Annotated in this window: 27 protein-coding genes; 17 read left to right on the top strand and 10 right to left on the bottom strand. The window is 64.5% G+C overall.

Features of this window, described 5'->3' with window-relative positions; translation table 11 throughout:
• Positions 1–19 precede the first annotated feature (19 nt).
• Genes AQZ50_RS04735 through AQZ50_RS04745 form a run of 3 tightly spaced genes read left to right on the top strand, consistent with a single transcriptional unit; the run spans position 20 to position 2,372 of the window.
• Positions 20–1,597, top strand: coding sequence for an FAD-binding oxidoreductase (locus AQZ50_RS04735; protein ID WP_067743256.1), 1,578 nt, complete (start codon positions 20–22; stop codon positions 1,595–1,597).
• On the top strand, positions 1,594–1,995 hold the full coding sequence (locus AQZ50_RS04740) for a c-type cytochrome (protein ID WP_067743258.1): 402 nt from the start codon (positions 1,594–1,596) through the stop codon (positions 1,993–1,995). The genes AQZ50_RS04735 and AQZ50_RS04740 overlap by 4 nt, the downstream gene beginning before the upstream one ends.
• The gene (locus AQZ50_RS04745; RefSeq protein ID WP_067743261.1) at positions 1,992–2,372 is read left to right on the top strand and encodes a hypothetical protein; all 381 of its coding nucleotides are present in this window, start codon (positions 1,992–1,994) and stop codon (positions 2,370–2,372) included. The genes AQZ50_RS04740 and AQZ50_RS04745 overlap by 4 nt, the downstream gene beginning before the upstream one ends.
• On the opposite strand, the gene AQZ50_RS04750 is transcribed toward AQZ50_RS04745, so the two are convergent.
• Positions 2,325–4,445, bottom strand: coding sequence for an acetate--CoA ligase family protein (locus AQZ50_RS04750; RefSeq protein WP_067743264.1), 2,121 nt, complete (start codon positions 4,443–4,445; stop codon positions 2,325–2,327). The genes AQZ50_RS04745 and AQZ50_RS04750 overlap by 48 nt on opposite strands.
• A 30-nt stretch (positions 4,446–4,475) precedes the next feature.
• Positions 4,476–5,315 carry a p-hydroxycinnamoyl CoA hydratase/lyase gene (locus AQZ50_RS04755; RefSeq protein WP_067743267.1) on the bottom strand — a complete coding sequence of 280 codons (840 nt, stop codon included), beginning with the start codon at positions 5,313–5,315 and terminating at the stop codon, positions 4,476–4,478.
• Positions 5,316–5,416: 101 nt separating this feature from the next.
• Between AQZ50_RS04755 and AQZ50_RS04760 the strand changes: the two genes are divergently transcribed.
• The 3 genes from AQZ50_RS04760 to AQZ50_RS04770 all read left to right on the top strand — a co-directional run bounded on the left by AQZ50_RS04760 (position 5,417) and on the right by AQZ50_RS04770 (position 8,456).
• Positions 5,417–5,833, top strand: a complete 417-nt coding sequence (locus AQZ50_RS04760; protein WP_067743270.1) for a MarR family winged helix-turn-helix transcriptional regulator — start codon at positions 5,417–5,419, stop codon at positions 5,831–5,833.
• Positions 5,834–6,046: 213 nt separating this feature from the next.
• The gene (locus AQZ50_RS04765) at positions 6,047–6,901 is read left to right on the top strand and encodes a beta-etherase (RefSeq protein WP_067743869.1); all 855 of its coding nucleotides are present in this window, start codon (positions 6,047–6,049) and stop codon (positions 6,899–6,901) included.
• Positions 6,894–8,456, top strand: a complete 1,563-nt coding sequence (locus AQZ50_RS04770) for a class I adenylate-forming enzyme family protein (protein ID WP_067743272.1) — start codon at positions 6,894–6,896, stop codon at positions 8,454–8,456. The genes AQZ50_RS04765 and AQZ50_RS04770 overlap by 8 nt, the downstream gene beginning before the upstream one ends.
• 21 nt (positions 8,457–8,477) lie before the next feature.
• Here AQZ50_RS04770 and AQZ50_RS04775 read toward each other — a convergent pair whose 3' ends face one another.
• The 5 genes from AQZ50_RS04775 to ligK all read right to left on the bottom strand — a co-directional run bounded on the left by AQZ50_RS04775 (position 8,478) and on the right by ligK (position 13,090).
• A complete protein-coding gene (locus AQZ50_RS04775; protein WP_067743275.1) occupies positions 8,478–9,533 on the bottom strand; it encodes an isopenicillin N synthase family dioxygenase in 1,056 nt (351 codons plus the stop codon).
• Entirely contained in the window at positions 9,530–10,405 is an 876-nt protein-coding gene (locus tag AQZ50_RS04780; protein WP_067743277.1) for a sugar phosphate isomerase/epimerase family protein, read from the bottom strand. The genes AQZ50_RS04775 and AQZ50_RS04780 overlap by 4 nt, the downstream gene beginning before the upstream one ends.
• A 78-nt stretch (positions 10,406–10,483) precedes the next feature.
• A complete protein-coding gene (locus AQZ50_RS04785; RefSeq protein ID WP_067743280.1) occupies positions 10,484–11,353 on the bottom strand; it encodes an amidohydrolase family protein in 870 nt (289 codons plus the stop codon).
• The gene (locus AQZ50_RS04790; RefSeq protein ID WP_067743283.1) at positions 11,350–12,405 is read right to left on the bottom strand and encodes a 4-oxalomesaconate tautomerase; all 1,056 of its coding nucleotides are present in this window, start codon (positions 12,403–12,405) and stop codon (positions 11,350–11,352) included. Before AQZ50_RS04790 ends, AQZ50_RS04785 begins: the two co-directional genes overlap by 4 nt.
• Entirely contained in the window at positions 12,398–13,090 is a 693-nt protein-coding gene (ligK, locus tag AQZ50_RS04795) for a 4-carboxy-4-hydroxy-2-oxoadipate aldolase/oxaloacetate decarboxylase (RefSeq protein WP_067743286.1), read from the bottom strand. The genes AQZ50_RS04790 and ligK overlap by 8 nt, the downstream gene beginning before the upstream one ends.
• Positions 13,091–13,222: 132 nt before the next feature.
• Between ligK and AQZ50_RS04800 the strand changes: the two genes are divergently transcribed.
• Positions 13,223–14,371, top strand: a complete 1,149-nt coding sequence (locus AQZ50_RS04800; RefSeq protein WP_067743290.1) for a LysR family transcriptional regulator — start codon at positions 13,223–13,225, stop codon at positions 14,369–14,371.
• Between the two features lie 4 nt (positions 14,372–14,375).
• On the opposite strand, the gene AQZ50_RS04805 is transcribed toward AQZ50_RS04800, so the two are convergent.
• On the bottom strand, positions 14,376–15,215 hold the full coding sequence (locus AQZ50_RS04805; RefSeq protein WP_067743293.1) for a class III extradiol dioxygenase family protein: 840 nt from the start codon (positions 15,213–15,215) through the stop codon (positions 14,376–14,378).
• Entirely contained in the window at positions 15,208–15,573 is a 366-nt protein-coding gene (locus AQZ50_RS04810) for a protocatechuate 4,5-dioxygenase subunit alpha (protein ID WP_067743296.1), read from the bottom strand. The genes AQZ50_RS04805 and AQZ50_RS04810 overlap by 8 nt, the downstream gene beginning before the upstream one ends.
• A 223-nt stretch (positions 15,574–15,796) precedes the next feature.
• Here AQZ50_RS04810 and AQZ50_RS04815 point away from each other — a divergent pair, with 223 nt between their 5' ends.
• The 5 genes from AQZ50_RS04815 (at position 15,797) to AQZ50_RS04835 (ending at position 19,976) form a co-directional block, all read left to right on the top strand.
• Positions 15,797–16,609: an NAD(P)-dependent oxidoreductase gene (locus AQZ50_RS04815; protein ID WP_082703433.1), complete on the top strand. Its 813-nt coding sequence runs from the start codon at positions 15,797–15,799 to the stop codon at positions 16,607–16,609.
• 18 nt (positions 16,610–16,627) lie between these two features.
• The gene (locus AQZ50_RS04820; RefSeq protein WP_067743302.1) at positions 16,628–17,653 is read left to right on the top strand and encodes an amidohydrolase family protein; all 1,026 of its coding nucleotides are present in this window, start codon (positions 16,628–16,630) and stop codon (positions 17,651–17,653) included.
• A complete protein-coding gene (ligA, locus tag AQZ50_RS04825; RefSeq protein ID WP_231730110.1) occupies positions 17,650–18,093 on the top strand; it encodes a protocatechuate 4,5-dioxygenase subunit alpha in 444 nt (147 codons plus the stop codon). The genes AQZ50_RS04820 and ligA overlap by 4 nt, the downstream gene beginning before the upstream one ends.
• Positions 18,094–18,095: 2 nt before the next feature.
• Positions 18,096–18,938 (top strand): class III extradiol dioxygenase subunit beta, encoded by an 843-nt coding sequence (locus AQZ50_RS04830; protein WP_067743305.1) that lies wholly within the window; start codon positions 18,096–18,098, stop codon positions 18,936–18,938.
• 66 nt (positions 18,939–19,004) lie between these two features.
• Positions 19,005–19,976 carry a Gfo/Idh/MocA family oxidoreductase gene (locus AQZ50_RS04835; protein ID WP_067743308.1) on the top strand — a complete coding sequence of 324 codons (972 nt, stop codon included), beginning with the start codon at positions 19,005–19,007 and terminating at the stop codon, positions 19,974–19,976.
• Between the two features lie 125 nt (positions 19,977–20,101).
• Here AQZ50_RS04835 and pobA read toward each other — a convergent pair whose 3' ends face one another.
• Complete coding sequence (gene pobA / locus AQZ50_RS04840; RefSeq protein ID WP_067743311.1) at positions 20,102–21,271, bottom strand: 4-hydroxybenzoate 3-monooxygenase; 1,170 nt, start codon at positions 21,269–21,271, stop codon at positions 20,102–20,104.
• Positions 21,272–21,396: 125 nt separating this feature from the next.
• Here pobA and AQZ50_RS04845 point away from each other — a divergent pair, with 125 nt between their 5' ends.
• The 5 genes from AQZ50_RS04845 to accC all read left to right on the top strand — a co-directional run bounded on the left by AQZ50_RS04845 (position 21,397) and on the right by accC (position 25,200).
• Positions 21,397–22,284, top strand: a complete 888-nt coding sequence (locus tag AQZ50_RS04845) for a helix-turn-helix domain-containing protein (RefSeq protein ID WP_067743313.1) — start codon at positions 21,397–21,399, stop codon at positions 22,282–22,284.
• A 38-nt stretch (positions 22,285–22,322) separates the two neighbouring features.
• Positions 22,323–22,664, top strand: coding sequence for a hypothetical protein (locus AQZ50_RS04850; RefSeq protein ID WP_067743316.1), 342 nt, complete (start codon positions 22,323–22,325; stop codon positions 22,662–22,664).
• A gap of 75 nt (positions 22,665–22,739) precedes the next feature.
• Positions 22,740–23,219, top strand: a complete 480-nt coding sequence (gene aroQ, locus AQZ50_RS04855) for a type II 3-dehydroquinate dehydratase (RefSeq protein ID WP_369801382.1) — start codon at positions 22,740–22,742, stop codon at positions 23,217–23,219.
• 110 nt (positions 23,220–23,329) lie between these two features.
• Complete coding sequence (accB, locus tag AQZ50_RS04860) at positions 23,330–23,818, top strand: acetyl-CoA carboxylase biotin carboxyl carrier protein (RefSeq protein ID WP_067743320.1); 489 nt, start codon at positions 23,330–23,332, stop codon at positions 23,816–23,818.
• 26 nt (positions 23,819–23,844) lie between these two features.
• A complete protein-coding gene (gene accC, locus AQZ50_RS04865; protein WP_067743323.1) occupies positions 23,845–25,200 on the top strand; it encodes an acetyl-CoA carboxylase biotin carboxylase subunit in 1,356 nt (451 codons plus the stop codon).
• The last annotated feature ends 21 nt before the right edge of the window (positions 25,201–25,221 follow it).

The raw sequence follows: 25,221 nt of genomic DNA on the forward strand, positions 1-25,221 counted from the left end.
TCACACAAGTCCTGCAGCCATGAAGCTGGTCCTTCCCCCGCGCGTCGGGCCAAAGGCGTTCGATGCCGCGCTGACCGCCTTTGCCGGTGTGGTCGGCAAGGAATGGGTCATGGCGGGCGATGCCGACCGCGACGCCTATAGCGACATCTATGCCCCCGGCCCTGCCGATCAATGGCCCGCCTCGGCGGCGGTCGCGCCGGGCTCGGTCGAGGAAGTGCAGGCGATTGTGCGTCTCGCCAATCAGCACACGATCCCGCTCTGGCCGGTCTCGCGCGGCAAGAACCTTGGCTATGGCACTGCCGCCCCGCGCATGGCGGGCAGCGTGGTGCTCGATCTGGGGCGGATGAACCGGATCATCGACATCGATGCGCGACTGGCGACATGCGTGCTCGAACCGGGGGTAAGCTTTTTCGATCTGTACGAAGCGGTGCAGCGCGAAAAACTGCCGCTATGGCTGTCGGTGCCGGGCAATGCCTGGGGCTCGGTGCTGGGCAATGCCTTTGAACACGGCATCGGCTATACCCCTTATGGGCTTCACGCGCGCAATTTGTGCGGGTTTGAAGTCGTGCTGCCCGATGGCGATCTGGTGCGCACGGGCATGGGCGCGATGAGCGGAAACCATGCCTGGCATCTCCATCCCATGAGCTTTGGCCCGACGTTCGATCTCGCCTTTACGCAGTCGAGCCTCGGCGTGGTGACGCGCGCCGGATTGTGGATGCAGCCCGCGCCCGCCGCTTCGCTCGAACTGGTGTTCGACATCCCCAACGAAGACGATATCGGCTGGGTGATCGACACGATCGCCCCGCTGAAAATCGCCGGTACGATCGATCAGAACGTGTTTGTGCCAAGCTGGCTGGGCAAGATGGTGCTGAAAGGGCAGCGCCACGATTTCTGGGACAAGCCCGGCGCTATCCCCGAATGGCGCGTCAAGGAACTGCTCGCGCAATACAAGCTCGGCTATTGGCAAGTCGCGCTGCGGCTTTATGGCGAAGAGCCGGTGATCCGTGCAAAGGCCGACGTGGTGCGCGCGGCGATGGCGCGCCACTTGTCCGCGCCGCCCGCCGAGCACTGGTGGCATGCGGGCGATCCGATGAACGCGATGGATACGACAATGGGCGTGCCCTCTGCCGCGCCCTTGCAGATGAGCGACTGGGTCGGCGGGCGCGGCGCGCACATGGGCTTTTCGCCGGTGGTCCCGGCGACTGCCGAGCATGTCATGGGGCAATTGAAGCGCAGCCGCGCGATCATTGCCGCGCACGATGTCGATTTCTACGCCAGCTTCACCATCGGCGGGCGCTTTGCCACCAATATCAACATGCTGATGTACGATCGCGATAAACCCGATCAGGTCGCCAACATGAAGCGGCTGTTCTCGGCCCTGATCGGCGAGACGGCCAAGGCGGGCTACGGCGAATACCGCACGCACCTCGGCTGGATGGACACGGTGATGGACACCTATGATTTCAACAACCACGCGCTCCGGCGGCTGAACGAGAAAATCAAGGACGCGCTCGATCCCAACGGCATCCTTGCACCGGGCAAGCAGGGCGTCTGGCCCTCGGCCATGCGCGATCAGGCAAAGGCGGGCCGGGTATGAAGCATTCTATCGCACGTTGGGCGCTCGGCGCCGCGCTGTTGGCCCCGGCGGCGCAGGTTCTCGCCGATCCGCCGCCGCTTCCGCCCTATCAGATGCGCGCCCCGGCCCCGGCGGGCAACCGGCTGAGCCCCGGACGCGATGGCAAGGCGCTGTTTGAAAACCATTGCGGATATTGCCACCTTGCCGCGGGCATGGGCACCAATCTCCTGGTCAAGCAACGCCTTGCCGCAGGCGCCGGCCCGGCGACCGCGCTGCTCGCCAACCGCGACGACCTGACCGCAGCCTATGTCCACGCGGTCGTGCGCATGGGCAAAGGCGCGATGCCGCCGCAGACCCGCGTCGATGCCACCGATAGCGAGCTCGACAGCGTCGCCGCCTATCTCGGGAGGGGCAAATGACGCTCAACCGCCGCGCGCTGATCAAGGGCGGAGCCGCTTGCGCCGGGGCGTTCGGCGCAGCCCCCCTCGCCCGTGCGATACAATCCGTCGATGTCGCGCTTCACGACAGCCGGTTTGGTGTGCCCATCGCCCTTGCGGCCACGCGCAGCATCGATCTCGTCGACGAACGCCGCGCGCATTGGGCGACAATCCGCACAGGGCTCGGTCGCGCACGCAGCGTGACCGGGATCACGACCTGGAGCGATTATGTCCTGATCGCGCACGAACTCGAACGGCGCGGCTTTCGCCGCGCCGCCGAACGACGAGTGGGCCGGTTGTGGCGCTTTACGCTATTGCGCCAGGATCAGCGCATCGAGCGCAATGACACCCTGACCTGACGGATAGAGAATCACCGGGTTGAGATCGAGCTCGGCAAGGCGCGGTTCGCTGTGCAGCAGCCGCGCCACTTTGACGATCAGGGCCGCCAATGCCGCCACATCGAGCGCCGGAGCCCCGCGCCAGCCGGAAAGCAGCGCCGCGCTTTTCAGCTTGCCGAGTTCCGCGAGGACTTCGCTCTCGGTCATGTCGGGCGTAAACAGCCGCACGTCCTGCAGGATTTCGGCAGTCACCCCGCCAAAGCCCGCAAGCACGACCGCGCCCCATTCGGGATCGTTGCGCCCGCCGACGATCATTTCGACCCCGCGCGGGCCCATCGCCTCGATCAACACGCCATCGAGCGCAATCGTCGCATCATAAGCGGCCACACTGGCATGCATCCGCTCCCATGCCGCGCGCACGGTATCGGCGTCGGCAAGGTTGAGCATCACGCCGCCCGCATCGCTCTTGTGGCTGAGCGCGCTGGCCTGCGCCTTCATGGCCACGGGGTAGCCCAGCGCTTCCGACGCCGCGACCGCTGCATCGGGGCTCGCCGCAAACGTCCCGCGCGGGAATGGCACGCCCAAAGGCCCGAGCAACGCTTTCGAGCGATATTCGGGTATCACCCCCGCCTCATCGGCGAGCGCGAGCATCGGCAGGGCTTCGGGTTCCGCTGCCCCGGACGGCGCGCGATCGCCACCGAGCCGGGTCAGCGCGGTCAGCACGCGCTCGGTGGTCGGAAACCACGGCACGCCCCGTTCGCGCAGCGCGGCGATGTAGTGCTCGGGCATTCGCGCGCCTTCGTCGAGCCCGGCAAAGATCATCGGCTTGGTCAGCGTGCGTCCGTCGAGCGCGGCAAGGATCGCCGGCACCTTGATGTCGGCGGTCGCCGGATCGGACTGGATGATCCCGGCGACGATCGCGCCAACCCGATCGTCATCGAGCAAGGCGCCCAGGACTTCGGTATAGATCGACGGCTGACTGAGCCCTTGCGCTGTAAGGTCGAGCGGATTGCTGACCGGAACGAACGGCGGCAGCGCGGCGCGCAAGGCGGGCGCATTGGCATTGTCGAGCGCGGTCAGCGGCAGGCCGAGCCGTTCCGCCTGATCGAGCACCATCGCCTTGAACGCGCCGGATTCGCCCAGCACTGCCGTTTCGGGCCGCGCCAGCGCCGGGCAGCGCACCAGCAATTCGGCGACATCGCCCAATTCCTGCAATGTCTCGGCGAAAATCACCCCGGTACGCGCGACTTTGGCACGCATCAGCTTGTAGTCGCCCGCCATCGCCCCGGTATGGGTCGCCGCGGATTCGCGCGCCGCGCTCGATGTGCCGGGATGGAGCAGCACGATCGGCTTGCCCGCAGCGCGCGCACGCCGTGCCGCAGCCATGAACCGCGCCGGTTTGCGAAAATGTTCGACGATCATCGCGATGACTTGCGTGTCGGGATCGTCGATCAGCCAATCGACATAGTCCTCGACCCCGGTCACCGCTTCGTTGCCGGTCGATACCGAAAAGCTGGTCGGTACGGCGCGCGCGATCAGCACGGTGCCGAGCACCGCCGCCATCGCCCCCGATTGCGAGACCACGCCGACCGCGCGGCGCCCGGCAGGCGGCACGCAAAACGCTTCGACGAACGTCAGCGGGATCTTGTCGACATGGTTGACCAGGCCAAGGCAATTGGGCCCCTCGATCACCATCCCCGCGTCTGTGGCGATGCGCGCGATCTCGGCCTGTTCGGCCAGCCCCTCGGGCCCGTCTTCGGCAAACCCGGCGGAAAACACGATGGCCGCGCCGACACCGCGCGCAGCCAGCGCACGCACGGTATCGAGCACCGCCGGACGCGGAATCGCCAGGACCGCGACATCGACGTCCAAGGGCAAATCCGCGACCGTGGCGAGGCATGGGCGCGCGCCGATCGCATCGCGTTTCGGATTGATCGGATAGATCGCGCCGGAAAACCCGGCGCGATCGAGATTGGTGATCAGCGTCGCGCCGAGCGCGCCGGGTTTGTCACTGGCGCCCACCACCGCGACCGATTTCGGCCGCAAAAGGCGCGCCAGCGCGTCGCGCGAAAAGCGCGGTGCCTCGTCAGACATGCATTCTCTCCCACGCAACGAGCCGTGCGCTCAGCCTTTGACTTTCGATGTATCGAACACGCCGAGCCCCGGCTTGTAGCTCTTTTCGTCGAGGAACTGGCGCGTCGCTTCCTTGCGCGTGGCAACCCCGCCATAGCTGTGCAGCGCTTCCTGTGCGCGGATCAGGTAATCCTCGGCATTGTCGAACGTCATTTCGGTCATGCGGCGGACGGCCCACTTGGTCGCGCGCAACGCATGGCCATCCTTCTTGAGCAAGGCCTCGGCGATTTCGAGCACGCGGGCGTGGAGTCGGTCGGCGGGCACGGCTTCGGTGATCAGCCCTTGCGCTTCGGCCTGTTTGCCGGTCAGGTTTTCGCCCATCATCGCGTGATAGAGCGCCTTGCGCAGCGGCATCAGATCGACCGCGACTTTCGACGCGCCGCCACCGGGCAGGATACCCCAGTTGATTTCCGAAAGGCCGAACTGCGCATCTTCGGACGCGACGGCAATATCGCACGAAAACAGCGGGCCATAGCCACCGCCGAAACACCAGCCGTTGATCATCGCGATCGTCGGCTTTTCATACCAGCGCAGGCGTTCCCACCAGCTATAGGCTTCGCGCTGCGACTTGCGGATGGCGTGAAGGCCCTGCGCTTCGGTTTCGCGAAAATATTCGCGCAAATCCATGCCCGCAGACCAGGCCTCGCCTTCGCCGGTCAGCACCAGAACGCCGACATCGTCGCGAAATTCGAGTTCCTCGAGCACTTCCTTCATGCGGCGATTGAGCTTGGGGCTCATGCAATTGCGCTTTTCGGGGCGGTTGAATTTGACCCACGCGATCCGGTTTTCCACGGTGAAAGCGACGGTATCGGCTTCGCTGCGCTCGCTCATGTCATCCTCTTTCTTGATCTACCCAATATGCTATGAGGAATATCGATGATAATGTTATTGTCAATAACTATCCGCATCCATGCGGCAAAGGGTCTGCGTCCATGAATGATGTCCTGCGCCTTCGTCCGGGCTATGCCCTGCGCCGCGCCGCCAATGCGATGATGAGCGAATTGGCACGGCGCCTCGGCACGATCGATTTGCGCATTGCCGAGGCATCGGTGCTCTTGCTGATCGACCGGCGCGAAGATGTCACGGCGAGCGAAATCGGCCGCATTCTCGATATTCAGCGGGCCAACATGGTGCCGCTGCTGGGGCGCCTCGAAGCCGCCGGGCTGATCGAGCGGCGCCCGATCGACGGCAAGTCGCAAGCCGTGCTGCTGACCGAATCCGGCCGGCGGCGCCGCGCTCAGGCGGACGCCATCACGACTCAGTTCGAAGACGATCTGATGGCGCGGATCGATCCCGCGCACCGCGATCACCTGATCCCGGCGCTCGGCGCGCTGTGGCGCGCGGACTGATCTGCCGCCCCTGATGCTGCGGCATCCGGGGGCCGACTGTTTCGCACCATTCCCATGGGGCACGACACCCATGGCAAAACCCCTTCCCTTGCCTGCATTTGTATGCATTACTAACAATGTTTAGAGCGGATCACGCCCGTCGTCCACCCCCGTCATCGCGCGGCGGACACCATGGAAGCGGCACCAAAGGGCGGATCGGGAGAGGACGGCAAGATGGCAAAAGACAATCGAATCAGGTTCTTCGACTTGCAGCATGCCAGCGGCTGCACCACCAGCCCGTTTGTCTGGGCAACCAAGTACGCGCTAAAGCACAAGGGGTTTGACCTCGATGTCGTCGATGGCGGATTCACCGGTATCCTCGACCGCACGGGCGGTCGGTCGGAACGCCTGCCGGTGATTGTCGATGATGGCGAATGGGTGCTCGATTCGTGGCTGATCGCCGAATATCTCGATGCCAAATATCCCGATCGTCCCACGCTGATCGGCGATCCTTCGGTCAAAGTGCTGACCCAGTTCCTCGAAGCCTGGCTGTGGAAGACCGCTGTCGGCCCCTGGGCGCGCTGCTTCGCGGTCGGCTATCGCGATCGCTGCTTTGCGCAAGACATTCCCTATATCGTCGAATCGCGCCGCCGCATGTGGGGGGCGCCGATGGAAGACCTCGCCGCCGGGCGCGAAGACCGCCTGCCGCTTGTCCTGCCCGAGCTTGAATTGCTGCGCGGTATCCTGCGCGATCACAAATGGCTTGGCGGCGATGCGCCCAACTATGCCGACTATCGCGCGCTGGCGGTGTTTCTGTGGTGCGCCAGCGTGGCGGACATTCCGCCGATGACCGATGACGAGCCCTTGCGCGACTGGATCGACCGGGGCTTCGACCTCTATGGCGGGCTGGGCCGCATTCCGGGGATGAGCCCGCTGTTTGGCCTGAAACTGCGCGCGGGCGATCCCGAACCTTTTGCCAAAGGGCCGACTCTGGTCGGCGGGTTGGTCAGCCGCAACACCGGCCCCGCCTCGACTTCGGCCGAAACAGCCAAGATCACTGGTCGAAAAGAGGCTGCCAACCATGCGTAACATCGACTATTTCGACCGCCAGGTTCGCCTCCATCCAAACCGCGCCGTCTTGATCGCCAACGGCCAGACGCTGACCTATGGCGAAGTTCACGATCTGACCCACCGCGTTGCCGGCGCGCTCCTGACAGCGGGGCTGGCGCATCAGGAAGCGGTCGCGGTGATGAGCCCCAATCACCCTGCCGTACTTGTCGCGATGCTGTCGTTGTGGCGGGCGGGCGCCGCGTGGATTCCGGTCAACACGCGCAATGCGCTGGCCGACAACATCGCCTATCTCACTTATGTCCGTGCGAGCGTGCTGTTCTATCATTCGAGCTATGCCGATGACGCGCGCCAGGTGCAGCGGGACGTGCCGACGATCCGGCTGATGATCTGCCTCGATGCCGATGAGGGCGATGCGCCCTCGATCGATGCCTTCATGCTGCCTGCCGGATCGCCTCGCGTGCCCGACTGGGGCGATCCGACCGGCAATGGCGAGGAACTGACCGCGATCATCGCCACCGGCGGCACCACCGGCCCGGCCAAGGGCGTGCGCGTGCTCAACCGCAGCTGGGGCACCATGCTGGAAACGATCGGCAATATCATGGCGACCGATACGCCCCCGGTATTTCTGGCGACGGCACCGCTCACCCATGCCGCCGGGCCGTTCACCATGGCCGGGATCGCGATGGGGGCAACGGTGGTGGTGCTGCCGCAATTCGACGCCGACGCGGTGATGGATGCGATCGTGGAGCATCGCGTCACCCACACGTTCCTGCCGCCGACTGCGGTCTATACCCTGCTCGCCCATCCGCGTGTGCGCGATATCGACTATTCGAGCCTGAAATATTTCCTGCTCGCAGGCTCGGCTTGCGCGCCGGAAAAGCTGCGCCAGATGGTCGAGGTGTTTGGGCCGTGCATGTGCCAAAGCTATGGCCAGACCGAGTTTCACCTCGTCGCGACATGGCTTTCGCCGCACGTCGTCGCTGCCGCCGCAGCGGGCGATCATCCCGAGCGGCTCGCCAGTTGCGGGCAACAGACATATTCGGTGCGCGTCGAACTGATGGACGATGACGGCGCCCTGCTGGGCCCAGGCGAAGTCGGCGAAATCGTCGGACGCGGCGGGATTGTCGGCGGCGGCTATTTCGAAATGCCCGAAGTCAGCGCCGAGACCTGGGCGCACGGCTGGCACCATACCGGCGATGTCGGGCGCCGCGACGAGCATGGGTTCTACTACATCGTCGACCGCAAGAAGGACATGATCGTCACCGGCGGCTTCAACGTGTTCTGCACCGAAGTCGAAGCGGCGGTGACCGAATTGTCCGGCATTCTCGAATGCGCCGCGATCGGCATTCCCGACGAGAAATGGGGCGAAGCGGTGACCGTGCTGATCGTCGCAGCCCCAGGCGCGCCCGATGCACAAGCGATCATCGCGCATTGCAAAGAACGCATCGGCAGCGTCAAGGCGCCCAAACACGTGATCTTCAAGGACGCCTTGCCGCGCACGGCGGTCGGCAAATTCGACAAGAAGGCGATGCGCGCCGAATTCTGGGAAGGGCAGGATCGCGGGGTCGCGTGATCCTGCCCGTTTCGGGGCGGATCAGGCCTGATCCGCCTCGGCCAAAGTCCTGAACTGGCCGAACGTATTGGTCGCGCGGGCGTTTTCGGGCAAGGCCAGTTCGCCCGCCGCGACCTTTGCGCGCAAATAGCGATAGGTCTGCAACGCCATCGACCACATGTGATCGCCGATGGTGATGTCGGGGTATTGCGCCGACTTTTCGCCGGTGGGGTCGAATTCGGGCAGCGGGCGGATCTTCGTCGCATAGTCGCAGGCAAAGAACAGCGGGAACGAATAGCGTTCCTCGCGCACTTTGCGCACGCGGTGCGTGGTGGCGACGAATTGCCCGGCAGTCATGACTTCGAGCATGTCGCCGACATTGATGACATAAAGTTCTTCGCCATCGATCGTGACCGGCGGCGCATCGATCCAGCGCCCCTCGCCGTTCAACACTTCGAGCCCCGGCTGATCGGCGAGCAACAGCGTAAAGCATTCGTAATCGGTATGTGCGCCAATGCCGGGCGTGTCTTCGGCGGAGGGATCGACCGGATAATGGATCAGCCGCAGCTTTGACGGCGGACAAGTGACAAACCCGTCAAAGGCATGTTCGTCCTGCCCCAGCGCCAGCGCAAAGCCCTGGAACAAAGTCCGTCCGAGCGCAAAGATGTCGGCGTAATAGGCCGAAACCGCCTCGCGAAAGCCGGGCAGTTCGGGCCATTTGTTGCCGCCGATCAGCGGCTGCCCGGCGCGCACGAAAGGATGATCGTCGGCAGCCTCGAAGCCGATGTCCCAGGCTTCCTTGTGATCCGGTTTGCCGGTGCCGTAGATTTCCTCGCCTTCGGGGACAAAGCCCTTGTGCCCGCGCCCGATCCCGATGTGATTGCGCATTTTCCAGTCGAGATCGTGTGCAAACAGGCTCTCCGCCGCCGCGCGCAAGCCCGCGATGCGCTCGGACGAAATGCCGTGCCCGCGAATATAGAAAAACCCGACTTCGCGTGCGGCGCGGCCCAGTTCGTCGGCGACCGCCTGCCGATCACCCCTATCCGTGCTGAGCAGGCCGCTGATGTCGATGATCGGCAGCGCTTCGAAATTGGTCATGGCCTTTGGCTCCATGTGGCAAAATGATCGCGGGTCGTCTGCGCCATCCACCGGTTGAGATCCCAGGTGTCGGCGACCGGCGCGCGGGTAAACGGCAAGAGATGGGTATAGCCGTCGGGCCCGAATTCGGGGGTTACCGTGGTCACTTCGCGCCCGGCGGCGCGGTGTTCTGCCCACACGCGTTCCCACATCGCCTGATGCCAGGCGAGCGCGTGGGCATATTCGGGCGCGGCGGGATGCGGCACTTGCGGCCCCTGATCATAGCCGACGCGCGCCTGGACATGATGCACGCGGATCAGAAACGGCGACAAGTCGTCGAGCGGATCATCGAGCAGCCGCTCCGACACCACCACCCAGTGGCTGAGATCGGCGGTGAAGCGCAAGCGCGGCACTTGCGCGATGACATCGAGCGTTACCCACGGGCTGTAAAGCGACGTCGCACGATGGATTTCAAAGCTGCAGACCATGCCCGAGGCATCGGCCAGCGCCTGCGCCCGGCCAAAGAAATCGACCTGTTGCGCCAGCGGCCAGCGGTCGTTGCCGGGCAGCACATTGACAAACCGGGCGCCCACCATGCGCGCGCCCTCGATCGCTTCGGCCAGGCGGTCGAGATGCTGCGCGACGGTCCAGCGCTGATCGGGAATCACATCGCCGCCGGTAAACACCACCGCGATATAGCCCAGCCCTTCGCTCTCCAGCGCCGATTTCAGCGCGCGCCGGGCAAAGGGATCGGCGGGGAGACGCGCTTCGACCCCGACAAAGCCGTTTTCGCGACATTCCGCGCCGCACCGCGCCCAATCGCCCCCGCCTGTTGCCGCCCCGCCTGCTGCTATCTGCCAGCCCCACAGCGATCGAAACAGGTCAAGACGCATCGACAAGGCAGCAACGCTCCGCAAGGCAGGAGCGGCAATCTGATCACCGCCATCCGCCGAGCGCAAGCGCTTTGCTGGTCAGTCCGCCCAGTAAAGCGCCATCGGATTGGCGACGAGCAGCTTGTGCTGCAAATCGGCAGTGGGCGCGATGCGCGGGATCATGTCGACGAGATGCCCATCATCGGGGATCGCGTCCTGCATGTTGGGATGCGGCCAGTCGGTGCCCCACAGCGCACGATCCGGATAATCGGCGACCAGCGGCGCGACGGCATCGGCAAAGGCGTTCCACGGGTCGCCGGTCGGATCGAGCCGGTCGGGACAGGTCGCCTTGAACCAGATGTCGGGGCGCGAATCGAGCAGGCGGCGAAACGCCTTCATGTCGGCGCCGTCGGGCCCTTGCGTCACGTCGGGGCGGCCCATGTGATCGACCACCAGCGGCACCGGGATCGCGTCCATGAAACCGCGCAGTTCTTCAAGAATGTCGGCCTCGAAATAGATCACCACATGCCATCCGGCAGGCAGCCGCCGCGCGACATCGAGGAACTTGTCCTTGGGCGCATCGTCGACCAGCCGCTTCAGGAAATTGAAGCGGATGCCGCGCATGCCGCCCGCGTGGAGCGCATGAAGCTCTGCCTCGGAAATCGCCGGATCGACCACCGCCACGCCGCGCGCGCGCCCGTTTGACCTGGCAATGGCATCGAGCGTGGCGGCATTGTCGGTGCCATGGCAGCTCGCCTGCACGATCACATTGCGCTCAAAACCGAGATGATCGCGCAAGGCAAACAGCCTGTCCGGCCCGGCGTCTTCGGGCAGGTATTTGGCCTTCGCGCTGAACGGAAACTGCGCGGCAGGGCCAAACACATGGCAATGCGCGTCGATCGCACCGGCGGGCGGCCGATAGCGCGGCGTCGAGGGGCTCGCGTGCCACGAGACAATGCGGTCCGTCATGCGAAGACAACTCCATCCATCAATTTGCGCGCGGTGCGCAACAATGCGGCGCTGATCACCGCGCCCGTATCGTCGGTTTCGAGCACACAGCTCATTTCGCCGGTCGGGTGTTCGACCGACAGCGTCTTGCGCGCGCCCTCGGGAATCTGCGCAAGCGCGGCAGCGGGCGATCCTGGCAAAAGGCACGCCGTCGCCACCGAGACCGCGCCGAGCACGCCGATCGTCGCATGGGCGCGATGCGGAATGAAACTGCGCACGCAGATCGCGCCCCCGGCGCGCGGCGGGGCGACCAGCATCATCTTGGGCACCGACTTTTCAGCCACATCGCCCAGATTCATCATCGGTCCGACGATCAGCCGGATCGCCTCGATCCGCGCCTTGAGCTCGGTGGCGGCGTCGAGCCATTCGCGATCTTCATACCCGGTGATGCCGAGATCGGCGGCCTTCATCACCACGCAGGGCATGCCATTGTCGATCAGCGTGACAGCCACGCCGTTGATCACATCGACCACGTTGCCGCTAGGCAGCAGCGCGCCGCAGCTCGATCCCGCCGTGTCGCGAAATTCGAGCGGGACCGGGGCATGCGTACCCGGCACCCCGTCGATTGCAGCCTCGCCGGCATACGTCGGCACGCCGCCGGGCGTCTGCACCGTGGCCACGGCGACTTGCCCGGTGTTTTCCATATAGATCGAAACGCGCGTTTCATCGCCGGTTGCCGCAACCAGCCCGCGCTCGATCGCAAAAGGGCCGATCCCGGCAAGGATATTGCCGCAATTCTGCGCGTCGGAAACGATCGCCTGATCGACGAAGACTTGCAGAAACAGGTAATCGACATCGATCCCGGCCCGCGCCGAACGCTGCACCACCGCGACTTTGCTGGTCAACGGATCGGCGCCGCCCATCCCGTCGATCTGGCGCGGATCGGGCGAGCCCATCACCCCAAGCAGAAAGGCATCGCGCGCCGCCGTATCGGCGGGCAAATCCTCCTTGAGGAAATAGCCGCCCTTTGACGTACCGCCGCGCATCCACATGCAGCGCACGGCGTCAGACATATTTCAGGCCTTCCTTTTCGAGCCGTTCGCGCATCTTGTACATGTCGAGCCCGAGCACCCCGGACGCCAGCTTGGCGCGCTTGTCCGCCTCGTTCGCTTCGCGCGCCTGCGCCGCCTTGAGCACCTCTGCCGCCCTTTCGCGCGGCACGACGCACACGCCGTCATCGTCGGCCACGATCACATCGCCTGGCTGCACCGCCGCGCCCGCGCAGACCACCGGTACATTGACCGAGCCGAGCGTATTCTTGACCGTGCCTTGCGCAAAGATCGCCTTGGACCAGACCGGAAACTGCATCTCGGTCAGATCGCGCACATCGCGCACCCCGGCATCGATCACCAGCCCGCGACAGCCGCGCGCCTGCGCCGAAGTCGCCAGAAGATCGCCGAAATAGCCGTCTTCGCAAGGCGATGTCGGCGCCAGCACGAGGATGTCGCCCGGCTGAAGCTGTTCGATCGCGACATGGACCATCCAGTTGTCGCCCGGAGGCGCGCTGATCGTCACGGCAGAGCCCGCAATGCGCGCGCCGCGATAGATCGGACGCATCGAACTGGCGAGCAAACCGGTGCGCCCTTGCGCCTCGTGCACAGTGGCGACGCCGCAATGGGCAAGCCCGTCGATCACGTCGATGGGGGCGCGTTCGATGGTCTGGACAACAATTCCAGTGAAAGGGTTTGGTCCACTCATGAGATTTGGGCTCGCTTGATGGTTTCCGGTCTGGCGCCGAGTTGCGCCTGACAGCAGCCAAGGGAAAGCAGGAACTCTGGCAAAGCCATTAGATCTTGCTAAACCCGACACGCAAACCGGCACGGAGCATGAATGGACATCTGGGATTTCAACCTTCGCCACATGGCCGCGATCGCCCAGATTGCAGAGCTGGGCACGATGGGCGCAGCGGCGCGCGCGGTCAATCTGACGCAACCCGCGCTGACCCAGGCGCTCGCCCGCGTGGAAAGTCAGTTGGGCCTGCAACTGTTTGAGCGGCGCCACGACGGCATGGTGCCGACACCCGCGGCCAACTTGCTCGTCCCGCGCATCCGCGCCGCGCTCGACCGCTCGATCAGCCCGCATGTCACGACCGCCCGGCTGCGCGCGCTGCTCGCGCTCGCCGACAGCGGCGGCTATCTCGGCGCAAGCATCAGCACCGGCCTCGCCGTCCCGACGCTGCACCGTGCGGTAAAGGACCTGTCGCTTTCGCTGCGCAAAGTGCTGGTCGAACGGCGCAGCAATGCGGTCGTGCTGACCGAAGCCGGACACGCGCTCGCCCGCATCTTTCGCCTCGCCCGGATCGAACTCGAAGCGGGCCTTGCCGAGATCGAAGCTCTCAAAGGCCGCGAAATCCGCCGCATCGCCGTCGGCGCCATGCCCTTGTCGCGCGCGCGCATCCTGCCCGCCGCCGTCGCACGGTTTCTCAAACGCCATCCCCAGGTGCGCATCGCAATTGCCGAAGGCGCGCGCGCCGAACTGGTCGAACCTTTGCGCAACGGCATGATCGACATGATGATCGGCGCGCTGCGTCAGCCGCTGATCGAGCCCGACCTCGTGCAGACCGCGCTGTTCGAAGACGAGCCGATCATCGTCGCGCGCGCCGGTCATCCGCTGGCCGGGACGCGACCCAATCTCGCCGCGCTTGCCCGTCATGCCTGGATTCTGCCCGCACGCGGCGCCCCCTTGCGCGATTCCTGGAACGCGATGTTTGCCGATGCCAATGCACCCGCCCCCCCGGTCCCGGTCGAATCCGGCTCGGTCATGACCATTCGCCAGGTGCTGATCGACAGCGATTTCCTGACTCTGGTCTCGCCCGATCAGGTCGCGGTCGAACTCGAAGCGAACTGGCTGACCTCGCTCGGCGCCATGCCCAGTTCGTTTCGCCGCGTGATCGGCGTCACCACGCGCGCCTCATGGCGCCCGACGGCGGTTCAGGCGGAATTTCTGGCCGACCTGACCGCCGTCGCAACGATACGCTGAACGCCTACACCGGATCGAGCAGGAGCGTGGCCGCCGCCGTGTTCGAAATCGGAATGTGATAATTGCGGTGCACTTCGCGCGCCGTCGGCCCCAGCGCGCCGCGCGCGGCGATCCAGTTGAGCACTTCGACGCCTTGCGTGCCCGACAGCCGCACGATGTCGTGAATGCTGTGATGAGTCAGCGCGTCGGGATCGCTCGCCAGATTGTCGAGGCAGAAACGGTCGTACTCGGGATTCATGAACCCGGCGCGCGCGCCATCAAGCTGATGCGACAAACCGCCGGTGCCGATCACCACGATCCGTTCATCGCCTTGCCAACTGGCCAGCGCGCGGTGAATGCTGCGCCCGAGGGCAAGGCAGCGCTTTGCCGAAGGCAACGGATGCTGCACCGTGTTGATCGCCACCGGCACGATCTTCACCGGCCAGGCATCGACATCGGGCCAGGCCAGTTCGAACGGGATCGACAGCGCGTGATCGACTTTCATCTTCTGGCAGGTCGCGGGGTCGAATTCATCGCCCACCAGTTGCTCGATGATGTGCCAGCTCAGCGCCGGGTGCCCGGCGAACGACTTGTACAGCGGCAGGCCCCAGCCCTCGTCGGCATTGTGATATTCATGCGCCGCGCCGACTGCAAACGTCGGCAGGCAGTCGAGAAAAAAGTTCAGTCCGTGATCGTTGTTGAACACCACCGCGACATCGGGTTTGACCTCGGCCAGCCATTCGTGGACGCGCAGAAAACCGTCGAAAAACGGCTTCCAATACGGCGTCTGCTGATCGCCGCGATGGATCGCGCCGCCGATGGCGGGCACATGGCTGGTAAAATAGGCGCCGACGACTTCAGCCATGGGCCAGGTCCTTTCCCTGATCGAGCAACATCTGTTTGAATTCGGCAACCGTCTTGCCGGTCTGCAAGGCGCCGACGTCCTGCACATTCAGGCCGAAGATCCCGGCCAGCTTGGCGAGGTAATAGATGTTGCCCCCCGCCGCGATCATGCCCAGCACATCACGATCCGCGACCGCCTTGCGTTGCACGGGGGTCAGGTCGAAACGCGCGCAATAGGCGTCCTCGTCATCGAGAAAGGCCTGACGGTTGGCCGCATCGTTGAACGAATAGCACAGCGCATTGAGCGCATAGCCCTTGGCCGCAGCATCCCCGTCAAACAAGGTCGTGCCCGGAATGGGTAGTGTGTCGTGATCAGCCATCGGCATGCTCCCGCAAAGCCGGACGGTCGGCCCGCTTGTCTGCGGGGTTCCGCTTCATTCGCCCGGTGATGACGACGATCTGACAGCCCGGCCGCCCGGCGCGCTTGATCTGGATCAAAGCCATCGTCCGCCGGATGCAAACCAACCTCACTTAGCGTAAACTTATGGACTGCGGCGCATTTGGATTTGCCGCGGCGGGGCGCGCGCTGCAGGGATGACGGCCATGGATCAGACCATCGCCCTTATCGGTTTCGGCGAAGCCGGATCGACATTCGCCCGCGCGGGCCAGTGGGGCAGCATGGCGCGCACTTTCGACATCCGCGCCGATCGCGCCGATGCTGCGGCAGAGCTTGGCGTCGCATTTGCCGACACGGCGGCAGCCGCGCTCGATGGTGCGTCGCTGGTGCTGTCGCTGGTGACCGCCGATGCCGCGCTGGCTGTCGCGCGCGACTATGCGCAGTTTCTGGCACCGGGCGCGCTGTGGTGCGACATGAATTCGGTTGCGCCCGATACCAAGCGCGCGGCGGCGGCATTCATCGAAGCGGCGGGCGGACGCTATGTCGATGTCGCAGTGCTTGCCCCGGTCAATCCGGCGCGCATGAAAGTGCCGCTGCTGCTGGCGGGCAAAGCGGCGGACGATGCGGCGCTGGCGCTGGCGCAGGCGGGCTTTGCCGCCATCCGCGTGGTCGGCGAAGACATCGGCCGGGCCAGTGCGATCAAGATGATCCGCTCGGTCATGGTCAAGGGCGTCGAAGCGCTGACCGCCGAAATGATGCTCGCCGCCAATCGCGCGGGCGTTGCCGAAGACGTGCTCGCCTCGCTCGATGCCAGCGAGCGGCGAGACAGCTGGTTCGTGCGCGCCGCCTACAATGTCGAACGCATGACCACGCACGGGCTGCGCCGCGCCGCCGAGATGGAGGAAAGCGCCAAGACCCTTGCCGCGCTCGGCGTCGAGCCGCTGATGACCGCAGGCACTGTCCGCCGTCAGCGCGAACAGGCCGGGCAGCCCCTTCCGACACCAAAAATCCCCGGCTGATCTTTAGGAACCGGCACCATGACTCTGATTATCGACTGCCACGGGCACTATACCGTCCTGCCCAAAGGTCACGACACCTGGCGCGCAGCGCAAACCGCAGCATTCAAGGCGGGCGAGCCTGCCCCGCCCTACCCCGCGATCAGCGACGACGAAATCCGCGAAACGATCGAGGCCAACCAGTTGCGCCTGATTCAGGAACGCGGCGCGGACCTGACGATCTTTTCCCCCCGCGCCAGCGCGATGGCGCCGCATGTCGGCGATCAGACCGTCGCCGTGCCCTGGGCGCGCGCGTGCAACAATCTGATCGCGCGCGTGGTCGATCTCTACCCCGAGACGTTTGCGGGCGTATGCATGTTGCCGCAGTCGCCCGAGGCGGACATGACCTCGTCGGTGCGCGAGCTTGAACGCTGCGTCACCGAGCTTGGCTTCATCGGCTGCAATCTCAATCCCGATCCGGGCGGCGGGCATTTCACCCATCCGCCGCTGACCGATCCCTACTGGTTTCCGTTCTATGAAAAGATGGTGGAGCTCGACGTTCCCGCGATGATCCACGTCTCGGGCTCGTGCAACCCGGCGATGCATGCGACGGGGGGCTATTACATCGCCGCCGACACGATCGCCTTCATGCAATTGCTCGAAGGCGATCTGTTCAGCCGCTTCCCCTCGCTTCGCTTCATCATCCCGCATGGCGGCGGCGGCGTGCCCTATCACTGGGGGCGCTATCGCGGTCTTGCCGACATGCTGAAAAAGCCCGCGCTCGACGGCCACCTGATGAACAACGTGTTCTTCGACACTTGCGTCTATCATCAGCCGGGTATCAATCTTCTCGCCGAAGTGATCGAGACCAAGAACATCCTGTTCGGCTCGGAAATGGTCGGCGCGGTGCGCGGCATCGACCCCACCACCGGGCACTATTTCGACGACACCAAGCGGTATGTCGACGCGCTGCCGATCAGCGCCGAAGCACGCCACGCGATATTCGAAGGCAACGCGCGCCGCGTATTTCCGCGGCTCGACGCTCGCCTCAAGGAGAGAGGCCTATGACCGATCCCAATATGACAGCTCACCGGGCGACCGCAGCCCGGCGGAACATTCACGAATACCTGGCGGAACTCGAGGATATTCCCGGAACGCGCGTCTACACCGCCGCCCGGGCGCGGCGCGGCTATCATATAAACCAGTTTGCGATGAGCCTGATGAAAGCGGAAAATCGCGACCGGTTCCGCGCCGATGAAGCCGCCTATATGAACGAGTGGCCGCTGACAGATGAGGCCAAGGACGCCTTGAAAGCGCGCGATTACAATCGCCTGCTCGATCTTGGTGGCAATGTCTATTTCCTGTCGAAGCTGTTTTCGACAGACGGCCTGTCATTTGCCGAGGCCGTCTCGACGATGACCGACATGACCTTCCCCGAATACCGGGACATGATGCTGAACGGCGGGCGCAGTCCGATTGGCGTGCGCTCGATCAAAGGGGGATATTGACGATGGCGCGCATTACCGCAGGCGTGGGATCGAGCCACGTCCCCCTGCTCGGCGTCGCGGTCGATCAGGGCAAGACGCGCGACGATTACTTCGGGCCGATCTTTGCCGGATACGACTGGACCCGCGAATGGGAGGCAAAGGAAAAGCCCGACGTGATCGTGCTGGTCTATAACGACCATGCCTCGGCGTTCGACATGAAGATCGTGCCGACGTTCGCGATCGGTTGTGCCGAACGCTACAAGCCCGCCGACGAAGGCTGGGGCCCGCGCCCCGTGCCCGATGTCGAAGGCCATGCCGATCTGGCCTGGCACATCGCGCAAAGCCTGATCCTCGATGATTTCGACATGACCATCATCAACGAGATGGACGTCGATCACGGCCTGACCGTGCCTTTGTCGATGATGTTCGGCACGCCGGAAAAATGGCCGGTCAAAGTCGTGCCGCTGGCGGTCAATGTCGTGACCTACCCGGTCCCGTCGGGCAATCGCTGCTGGTCGCTGGGCGAGGCGATCAAGCGCGCGGTCGAAAGCTTTCCCGAAGATCTCAACGTGCAGATCTGGGGCACCGGCGGCATGAGCCATCAGTTGCAGGGCCCCCGCGCCGGGCTGCTCAACCGCGAATGGGACAACAAGTTCCTCGACTTGCTGATCGGCGACAGCGACGCCGCGCGCTGGATTCCGCATATCGAATACTTGCGCGAAACCGGCAGCGAAGGGATCGAAATGGTCATGTGGCTGATCATGCGCGGCGCGCTGGGGCACAAGACCCGCCTGCTGCACCGGCATTACCATATCCCCTGCTCCAACACCGCGATCGGGCATATCGTGCTCGAACCGGCAGACTGACTTCCACCCTGCCGGGCGCGGGCCAAACACCCGCGCCCGGTCTTTTTTTCCAAGGATTACGGACCCATGTCCAACGCCCCTGTCAGAATTGCGCTGGCCGGCGCAGGCGCTTTCGGTGAAAAGCATCTCGACGGCCTGAAAAACATCGCAGGCGTCGAGATCGTCTCGATCATCAGCCGCACCGGCGAACAGGCCGCCGCCGTCGCCGCCAAATACGGCGCGAAGCACAGCTCGACCGAATTGGCCGATGCGCTTGCCCGCGACGATGTCGACGCCGTGATCTTGTGCACCCCGACGCAGATGCACGCGCAACAGACCATCGCCTGCCTCGAAGCGGGCAAGCACGTTCAGGTCGAAATCCCCTTGTCCGACAGCTGGGCCGATGCGCAAGCCGTGATGGCCAAGCAACAGGAAACCGGCCTCGTCGCGATGGTCGGCCACACCCGCCGCTTCAATCCGTCGCACCAATGGGTGCACAAGCGCATCGTTGCGGGCGATCTCGCGCTGCAACAGCTCGACGTGCAGACCTATTTCTTCCGCCGCAAGAACATCAATGCCAAAGGCGAAGCGCGCAGCTGGACCGACCATCTGCTGTGGCACCACGCCGCGCACACGATCGACCTGTTTGCCTATCAATCGGGCAAGATCGTCGCCGCCAATGTGCTCCAGGGGCCCAGGCACCCCGAATTGGGCATCGCGATGGACATGTCGATCCAGTTGAAAGCCGAAACCGGCGCGCTGTGCACGCTGTCCTTGTCGTTCAACAACGATGGCCCGCTCGGCACGTTCTTCCGCTATATCGGCGACACCGGCACCTATATCGCCCGCTATGATGACTTGTTCGATGGTCGCGATGCGCAGATCGATGTGTCGAAAGTCGATGTCAGCATGAACGGTATCGAATTGCAGGACCGCGAATTCATCGCCGCAATCCGCGAGGGCCGCCAACCCAACAGCTCGCTGGCGGGCGTGCTCGACTGCTACCGCGTCATCGGCGAACTCGCCGCCCAGCTCGAAGCGCAAGACGGCTGGTCCTGATCAAAAAAGCCCCCTTCCAGAAGCAGATGGGCGGGATTATGTCCCGCCCATTCATTTTGGCCCGCCCATTCATTTTGGCGAGTGAATGGCTTTCAATAAATCTCCGCATTACTTGAAAATCACCTTCAAACCGGCAACCCGACGTAATTTTCCGCAATGACGCGTTGCGCTGCTTCGCTTGAGGCAATGTAGTCCAGCTCGGCGACTTGCATGCGGCGCTCGAACGGGCCGTCTTCGGGGAAGCGGTGCATCAATTTGGTCAGCGACCAGCTGAAGCGTTCGCTTTTCCATACCCGCGCCAGCGCCTTGGCCGAATAGCCCGCCACCGCGTCGGCATCGCCGTGGCGGAAAAACGCAACCAGCGCTTCGACAGCGTAATGAACATCGCTCGCCGCAAGGTTGAGCCCCTTGGCACCGGTCGGGGGGACGATGTGCGCAGAATCGCCGCAGAGCAGCAGGCTGCCATGGCGCATCGGTTCGAAGACAAAGCTGCGCAAGGGCGCGATCGATTTTTCGATCGAGGGGCCGCGCGTGATCTGTGCCGCCGCCTCGGGGCCCAGCCGCACCGCGAGTTCGTCCCAGATGCGATCGTCGGACCAGTCTTCGACCTTTTCGGTCAGCGGCACGTCGATGTAATAGCGGCTGCGCGTCGGGCTGCGCATCGAGGCGAGCGCAAAACCGCGTTCGTGGTTGGCGTAGATCAGCTCATGGTTGCACGGCGGCACATCGGCGAGAATGCCGAGCCAGCCGAACGGATAGACGCGTTCGAAGACCTGGCCGACGCTGGCCGGAATCGCCCGCCTGCTCGGGCCATGGAACCCGTCGCAACCGACCACGATCCGCGCATCGATCCGCGCCGCAACGCCGTCCTTGCTATAAGTCACATAGGGCGAGTCGCTGTCGATGGCGTGCAGCGCGACATCGCCGGCTTCGTAGATCACCTCCAGACCGCGCGGTTCGGCGGCGTCCATCAGGTCGCGGGTCAATTCGGTCTGGCCATAGACCATCACGCTGTCGCCGGTCAGCCCCGCCACATCGATGCGGATCAGGCGCTCGCCATCGGCAAGGTTGAACCCGCCGTGCGGCAAGCCTTCGGCCTTCATCCGCGCATCGAGGCCGAGCCGTTCCATCAGACCGACCGTTACCCGTTCGAGCACCCCGGCGCGGATGCGCGACAGCACATAGTCGCCGGTCTGGCGCTCCAGCACGACGCAGGCAATCCCTTCGGCGCGCAGCAGATGCCCCAGAAGCAGGCCCGCAGGTCCGGCGCCAATGATGGCGACATCGGTTTTCATGTCATTTCTCCCCAAGACCTTTCAGGCCGCACGCGACCGGTCGTTATCGCCCGCTATTGACGGCAGCGTGCGCTGCGTGAAGGGATGGCACGGTCAGATTGCTGGTACTTTCAGGACAATGCGCGATGCCCGCCCCAACCATCCCGACATTTGCTCTCTATGGTGAGGATGACTGGCTCAGCCCGGCGGGTTTTGCCCATATCGAAACGATCGCGGCGCGCAGTGCACTGCATGATTGGGCCATCGCGCCGCATCGTCACGACCGCGCGGTGCAATTGTTGCTGGTGCATGCCGGGCCTGCCGAAGTCACGCTCGACGGCACGCCGTTCGCGCTTCACGGCCCGGCCTTCATCATCGTTCCGACCGGCGTGGTGCATGGGTTCCGCTTTGCGCCCGATACGGCGGGCCATGTCCTGACGCTCGGCCAGGAATTTGCGCGCCGCGCCCGATGGCTGGCCGACGAAGCGGCGCCGGGCGATGCCATGGCCGCGCTGCTGTCGCGCGGCGGGCATGGGCAGCTCGGCCCGACGACGGCCGCGCGCGCCGCACGATTGGCCGACGAACTGATCGCGCTGGGCGAAAACGGCTGGGAAAGCAGCGGGATCAACGATGCGTTGTTCGACTCGCTGGCCGAAGCGCTGCTGCGGACGCTGGTCGCCGATGCCGGTCTCGCCGAATCCGGCGATCGACGGCTGGCGGTGTTTCGCCATCTGGTCGAAACGCATCTTGCCGAACACCGCCCGCTCGATTTCTATGCGCGCTCGATCGGCACCACCGTGCGCACACTGACCCGGCTGTCGCAGCGCCATCTCGGACACAGCCCGCAAATGCTGATCAACCGGCGCCTCGCGCTCGAAGCGCAACGGCTGTTGCGCTATACCGGCGCCAGTGCCAGCGCGGTCGCGGCCGAACTGGGGTTTGCCGACCCGTCGTATTTCTCGCGCTTTTATCTGCGCATGACCGGGCGGCGCCCACAGGACGAGCGCGCGCCTGTCCATGACCCGGGCCGGTGAGCATCGGGTAACCTTTTGCGGGTATGACGAAGCCTGCCATGGACCTGACCCGCTCTCTTCGCCTGACCAAAGCCTCGCTTGCCGCGCTGCTGCTTGCCCCCGCGATGCTGGTGGCAGGGTGTTCGCAAGGCCCGTCGGACAGCGCCGCCGATCTGCAACAGCGCCTGACCGCCGCCGAAGCGCGCGCCGATGCCGCCGAAAAGCGGGCCAAAAGCGCCGAAACGCTCGCCAACCAGCACGCGCAGGAACCGGTCCAGAACCAGCCGCCCGCCGCCCAGCCCGACATCGCCCAGGGCGCCGATACCGAATATGGCCAGCCCGCCATGGATACCGCGCCGATCGATCCGGCCCCGGCAATGCCCGCCAATCCCGACCAATAACGGCACACGCTTGCGCTTTCGCGCCGCCGGTCTATCACGCTGGCCAATCCGCCAACCAACGGAAATTGTGCCGCCATGTCTCAGCCCGTCCTGTCTCAGCCCGTCATGTCTCAGCCAGTCCTGTCTCCGCTCGTCTATGTTCTCAACGGCCCCAATCTCAACTTGCTCGGCATGCGCGAGCCGGAAATCTACGGCGATGACACGCTCGACGACATTGCCGGCATGCTCGAAGACCGTGCGCAAGAACTGGGGCTGGAAATCGACATGCGCCAGTCGAACCACGAAGGTCACCTCATCGACTGGCTTCACGAAGCGCAAGCGGAGGGCGCGCGCGCGGTCCTGCTGAACGCCGGGGCCTATACCCATACCAGCGTCGCGCTGCACGATGCGATCAAGGCGATCCGCACCCCGGTCATCGAAGTGCACCTGTCAAATCCCCACAAACGCGAGGCGTTCCGCCACCAGTCCTTTGTCGGCATGGCCGCACTGGGCACGGTCGCCGGATTTGGCGCCAACAGCTATGTGGTCGCGCTGGAAGCCGTCGCGAAGCTTTAAAACTGGGGATTGGCATCGGGCCGCGTATACAAGCCTCTTGCCAGCCGCGCGCGGCGCGGGCATGGCGCGGCGCTACACAGAAGCTTTCATCCCCGCGAGGACAACGACACATGGCGCAAGACCGCGGCGCGAACACCGGTAAAACCCCGGACACCATGGCCATCGACAGCGCACTCGTGCGCGAACTGGCCGAATTGCTGAGCGCAACCGGCCTCAGCGAAATCGAAGTCGAAGACGGCACGCGCAAGATCCGCGTCGCGCGGACGCTGAGCGCGGCACCGGTGGCCGCCACATACGCCGCGCCGGTTGCGGCGGCAGCGGCCCCTGCGGCAGCGCCTGTCGCCGCCGCCCCGGCGGCAGAGCAGGCCGGCACGGTCCGCTCGCCGATGGTCGGCACCGCCTATCTCTCGCCCGAACCGGGCGCGGCGAACTACATGAGCGTCGGCCAGAGCGTGAAAGCGGGCGATACCCTGCTGATCGTGGAGGCGATGAAAGTCATGAACGCAATCACGGCGCCTTCTTCCGGCACGGTCAAGGCGATCCTCGTCGAGAATGCCCAGCCGGTCGAATATGACCAGCCGCTGGTCGTGATCGCCTGAGCGTCATAGAAACAGGACACGAGCCGATGGCCATCAAGCGCCTGCTTATCGCCAATCGCGGCGAAATTGCGCTGCGCATCCATCGCGCCGCGCGTGAAATGGGGATCGAGACGGTCGCGGTGCATTCCACCGCCGATGCCGATGCCATGCATGTCCGTCTGGCCGACCATGCCGTGTGCATCGGGCCGCCGGCTGCCAAGGACAGCTATCTCAACATTGCGGCGATCATTTCGGCGGCGGAAATCACCCAGGCCGACGCTATACACCCCGGCTATGGCTTCCTGTCGGAAAACGCCAAGTTTGCCGAAATCGTCGAAGCGCACGGGATCACCTGGATCGGGCCCAAGCCCGAACATATCCGCACCATGGGCGACAAAGTCGAAGCCAAGCGCACGGCGGGCAAGCTCGGCCTGCCGCTGGTGCCGGGCTCTGACGGCGCGATCGACGATCCGGTCGAAGCGGCGCGCATTGCCGAAGAAATCGGCTATCCGGTGATCATCAAGGCGGCTTCGGGCGGCGGCGGGCGCGGCATGAAAGTGTGCAATGGCCCAGACGAGCTTGAACAGTTGATGCAAGCGGCGGGCAACGAGGCCAAAGCCGCGTTTGGCGATGCCACGGTCTATCTCGAAAAGTATCTCGGGAACCCGCGCCACATCGAATTCCAGATTTTCGGCGACGGCAACGGCAAGGCGATTCACCTCGGCGAGCGTGACTGTTCGTTGCAGCGCCGCCACCAGAAAGTGCTCGAAGAAGCGCCCTCGCCGGTCATTTCCCCCGAGGAACGCGATCGCATGGGCGGCATTGTCGCCAAGGCGATGGCCGACATGGGCTATCGCGGCGCCGGCACGATCGAATTCCTTTGGGAAAACGGCGAATTCTACTTCATCGAGATGAACACCCGGCTGCAAGTCGAACATCCGGTGACCGAAGCGATCACCGGCGTCGACCTCGTGCGCGAACAGATCCGCATCGCCGACGGCCGCCCGCTGTCGGTCACGCAGGATGAAATCGTGTTCAGCGGCCATGCCATCGAATGCCGCATCAACGCCGAAGACCCGTTCAACTTCACCCCGTCGCCGGGGTTGGTCACGGCCTATCACGCGGCGGGCGGCATGCATGTGCGCGTCGATTCCGGGCTCTATGCCGGGTATCGCATCCCGCCCTATTACGATTCGATGATCGCCAAGCTGATCGTCTATGGCCGCACGCGCGAAGGCTGCATCATGCGGCTGAAACGCGCCTTGCAGGAAATGGTCATCGAAGGCGTAAAAACCTCGATCCCCCTGCATCAGCGCCTGCTCGAAGATCCCGTGTTCCTCAGCGGCGATTATTCGATCAAGTATCTCGAACAATGGCTGGCCGACGAAAAACCGACGGACTGAGATCCAAAGCCTTCCCGTGGG

The sequence above is a fragment of the Novosphingobium sp. Fuku2-ISO-50 genome (genome assembly GCF_001519055.1).
Classification (GTDB): Bacteria; Pseudomonadota; Alphaproteobacteria; order Sphingomonadales; family Sphingomonadaceae; genus Novosphingobium.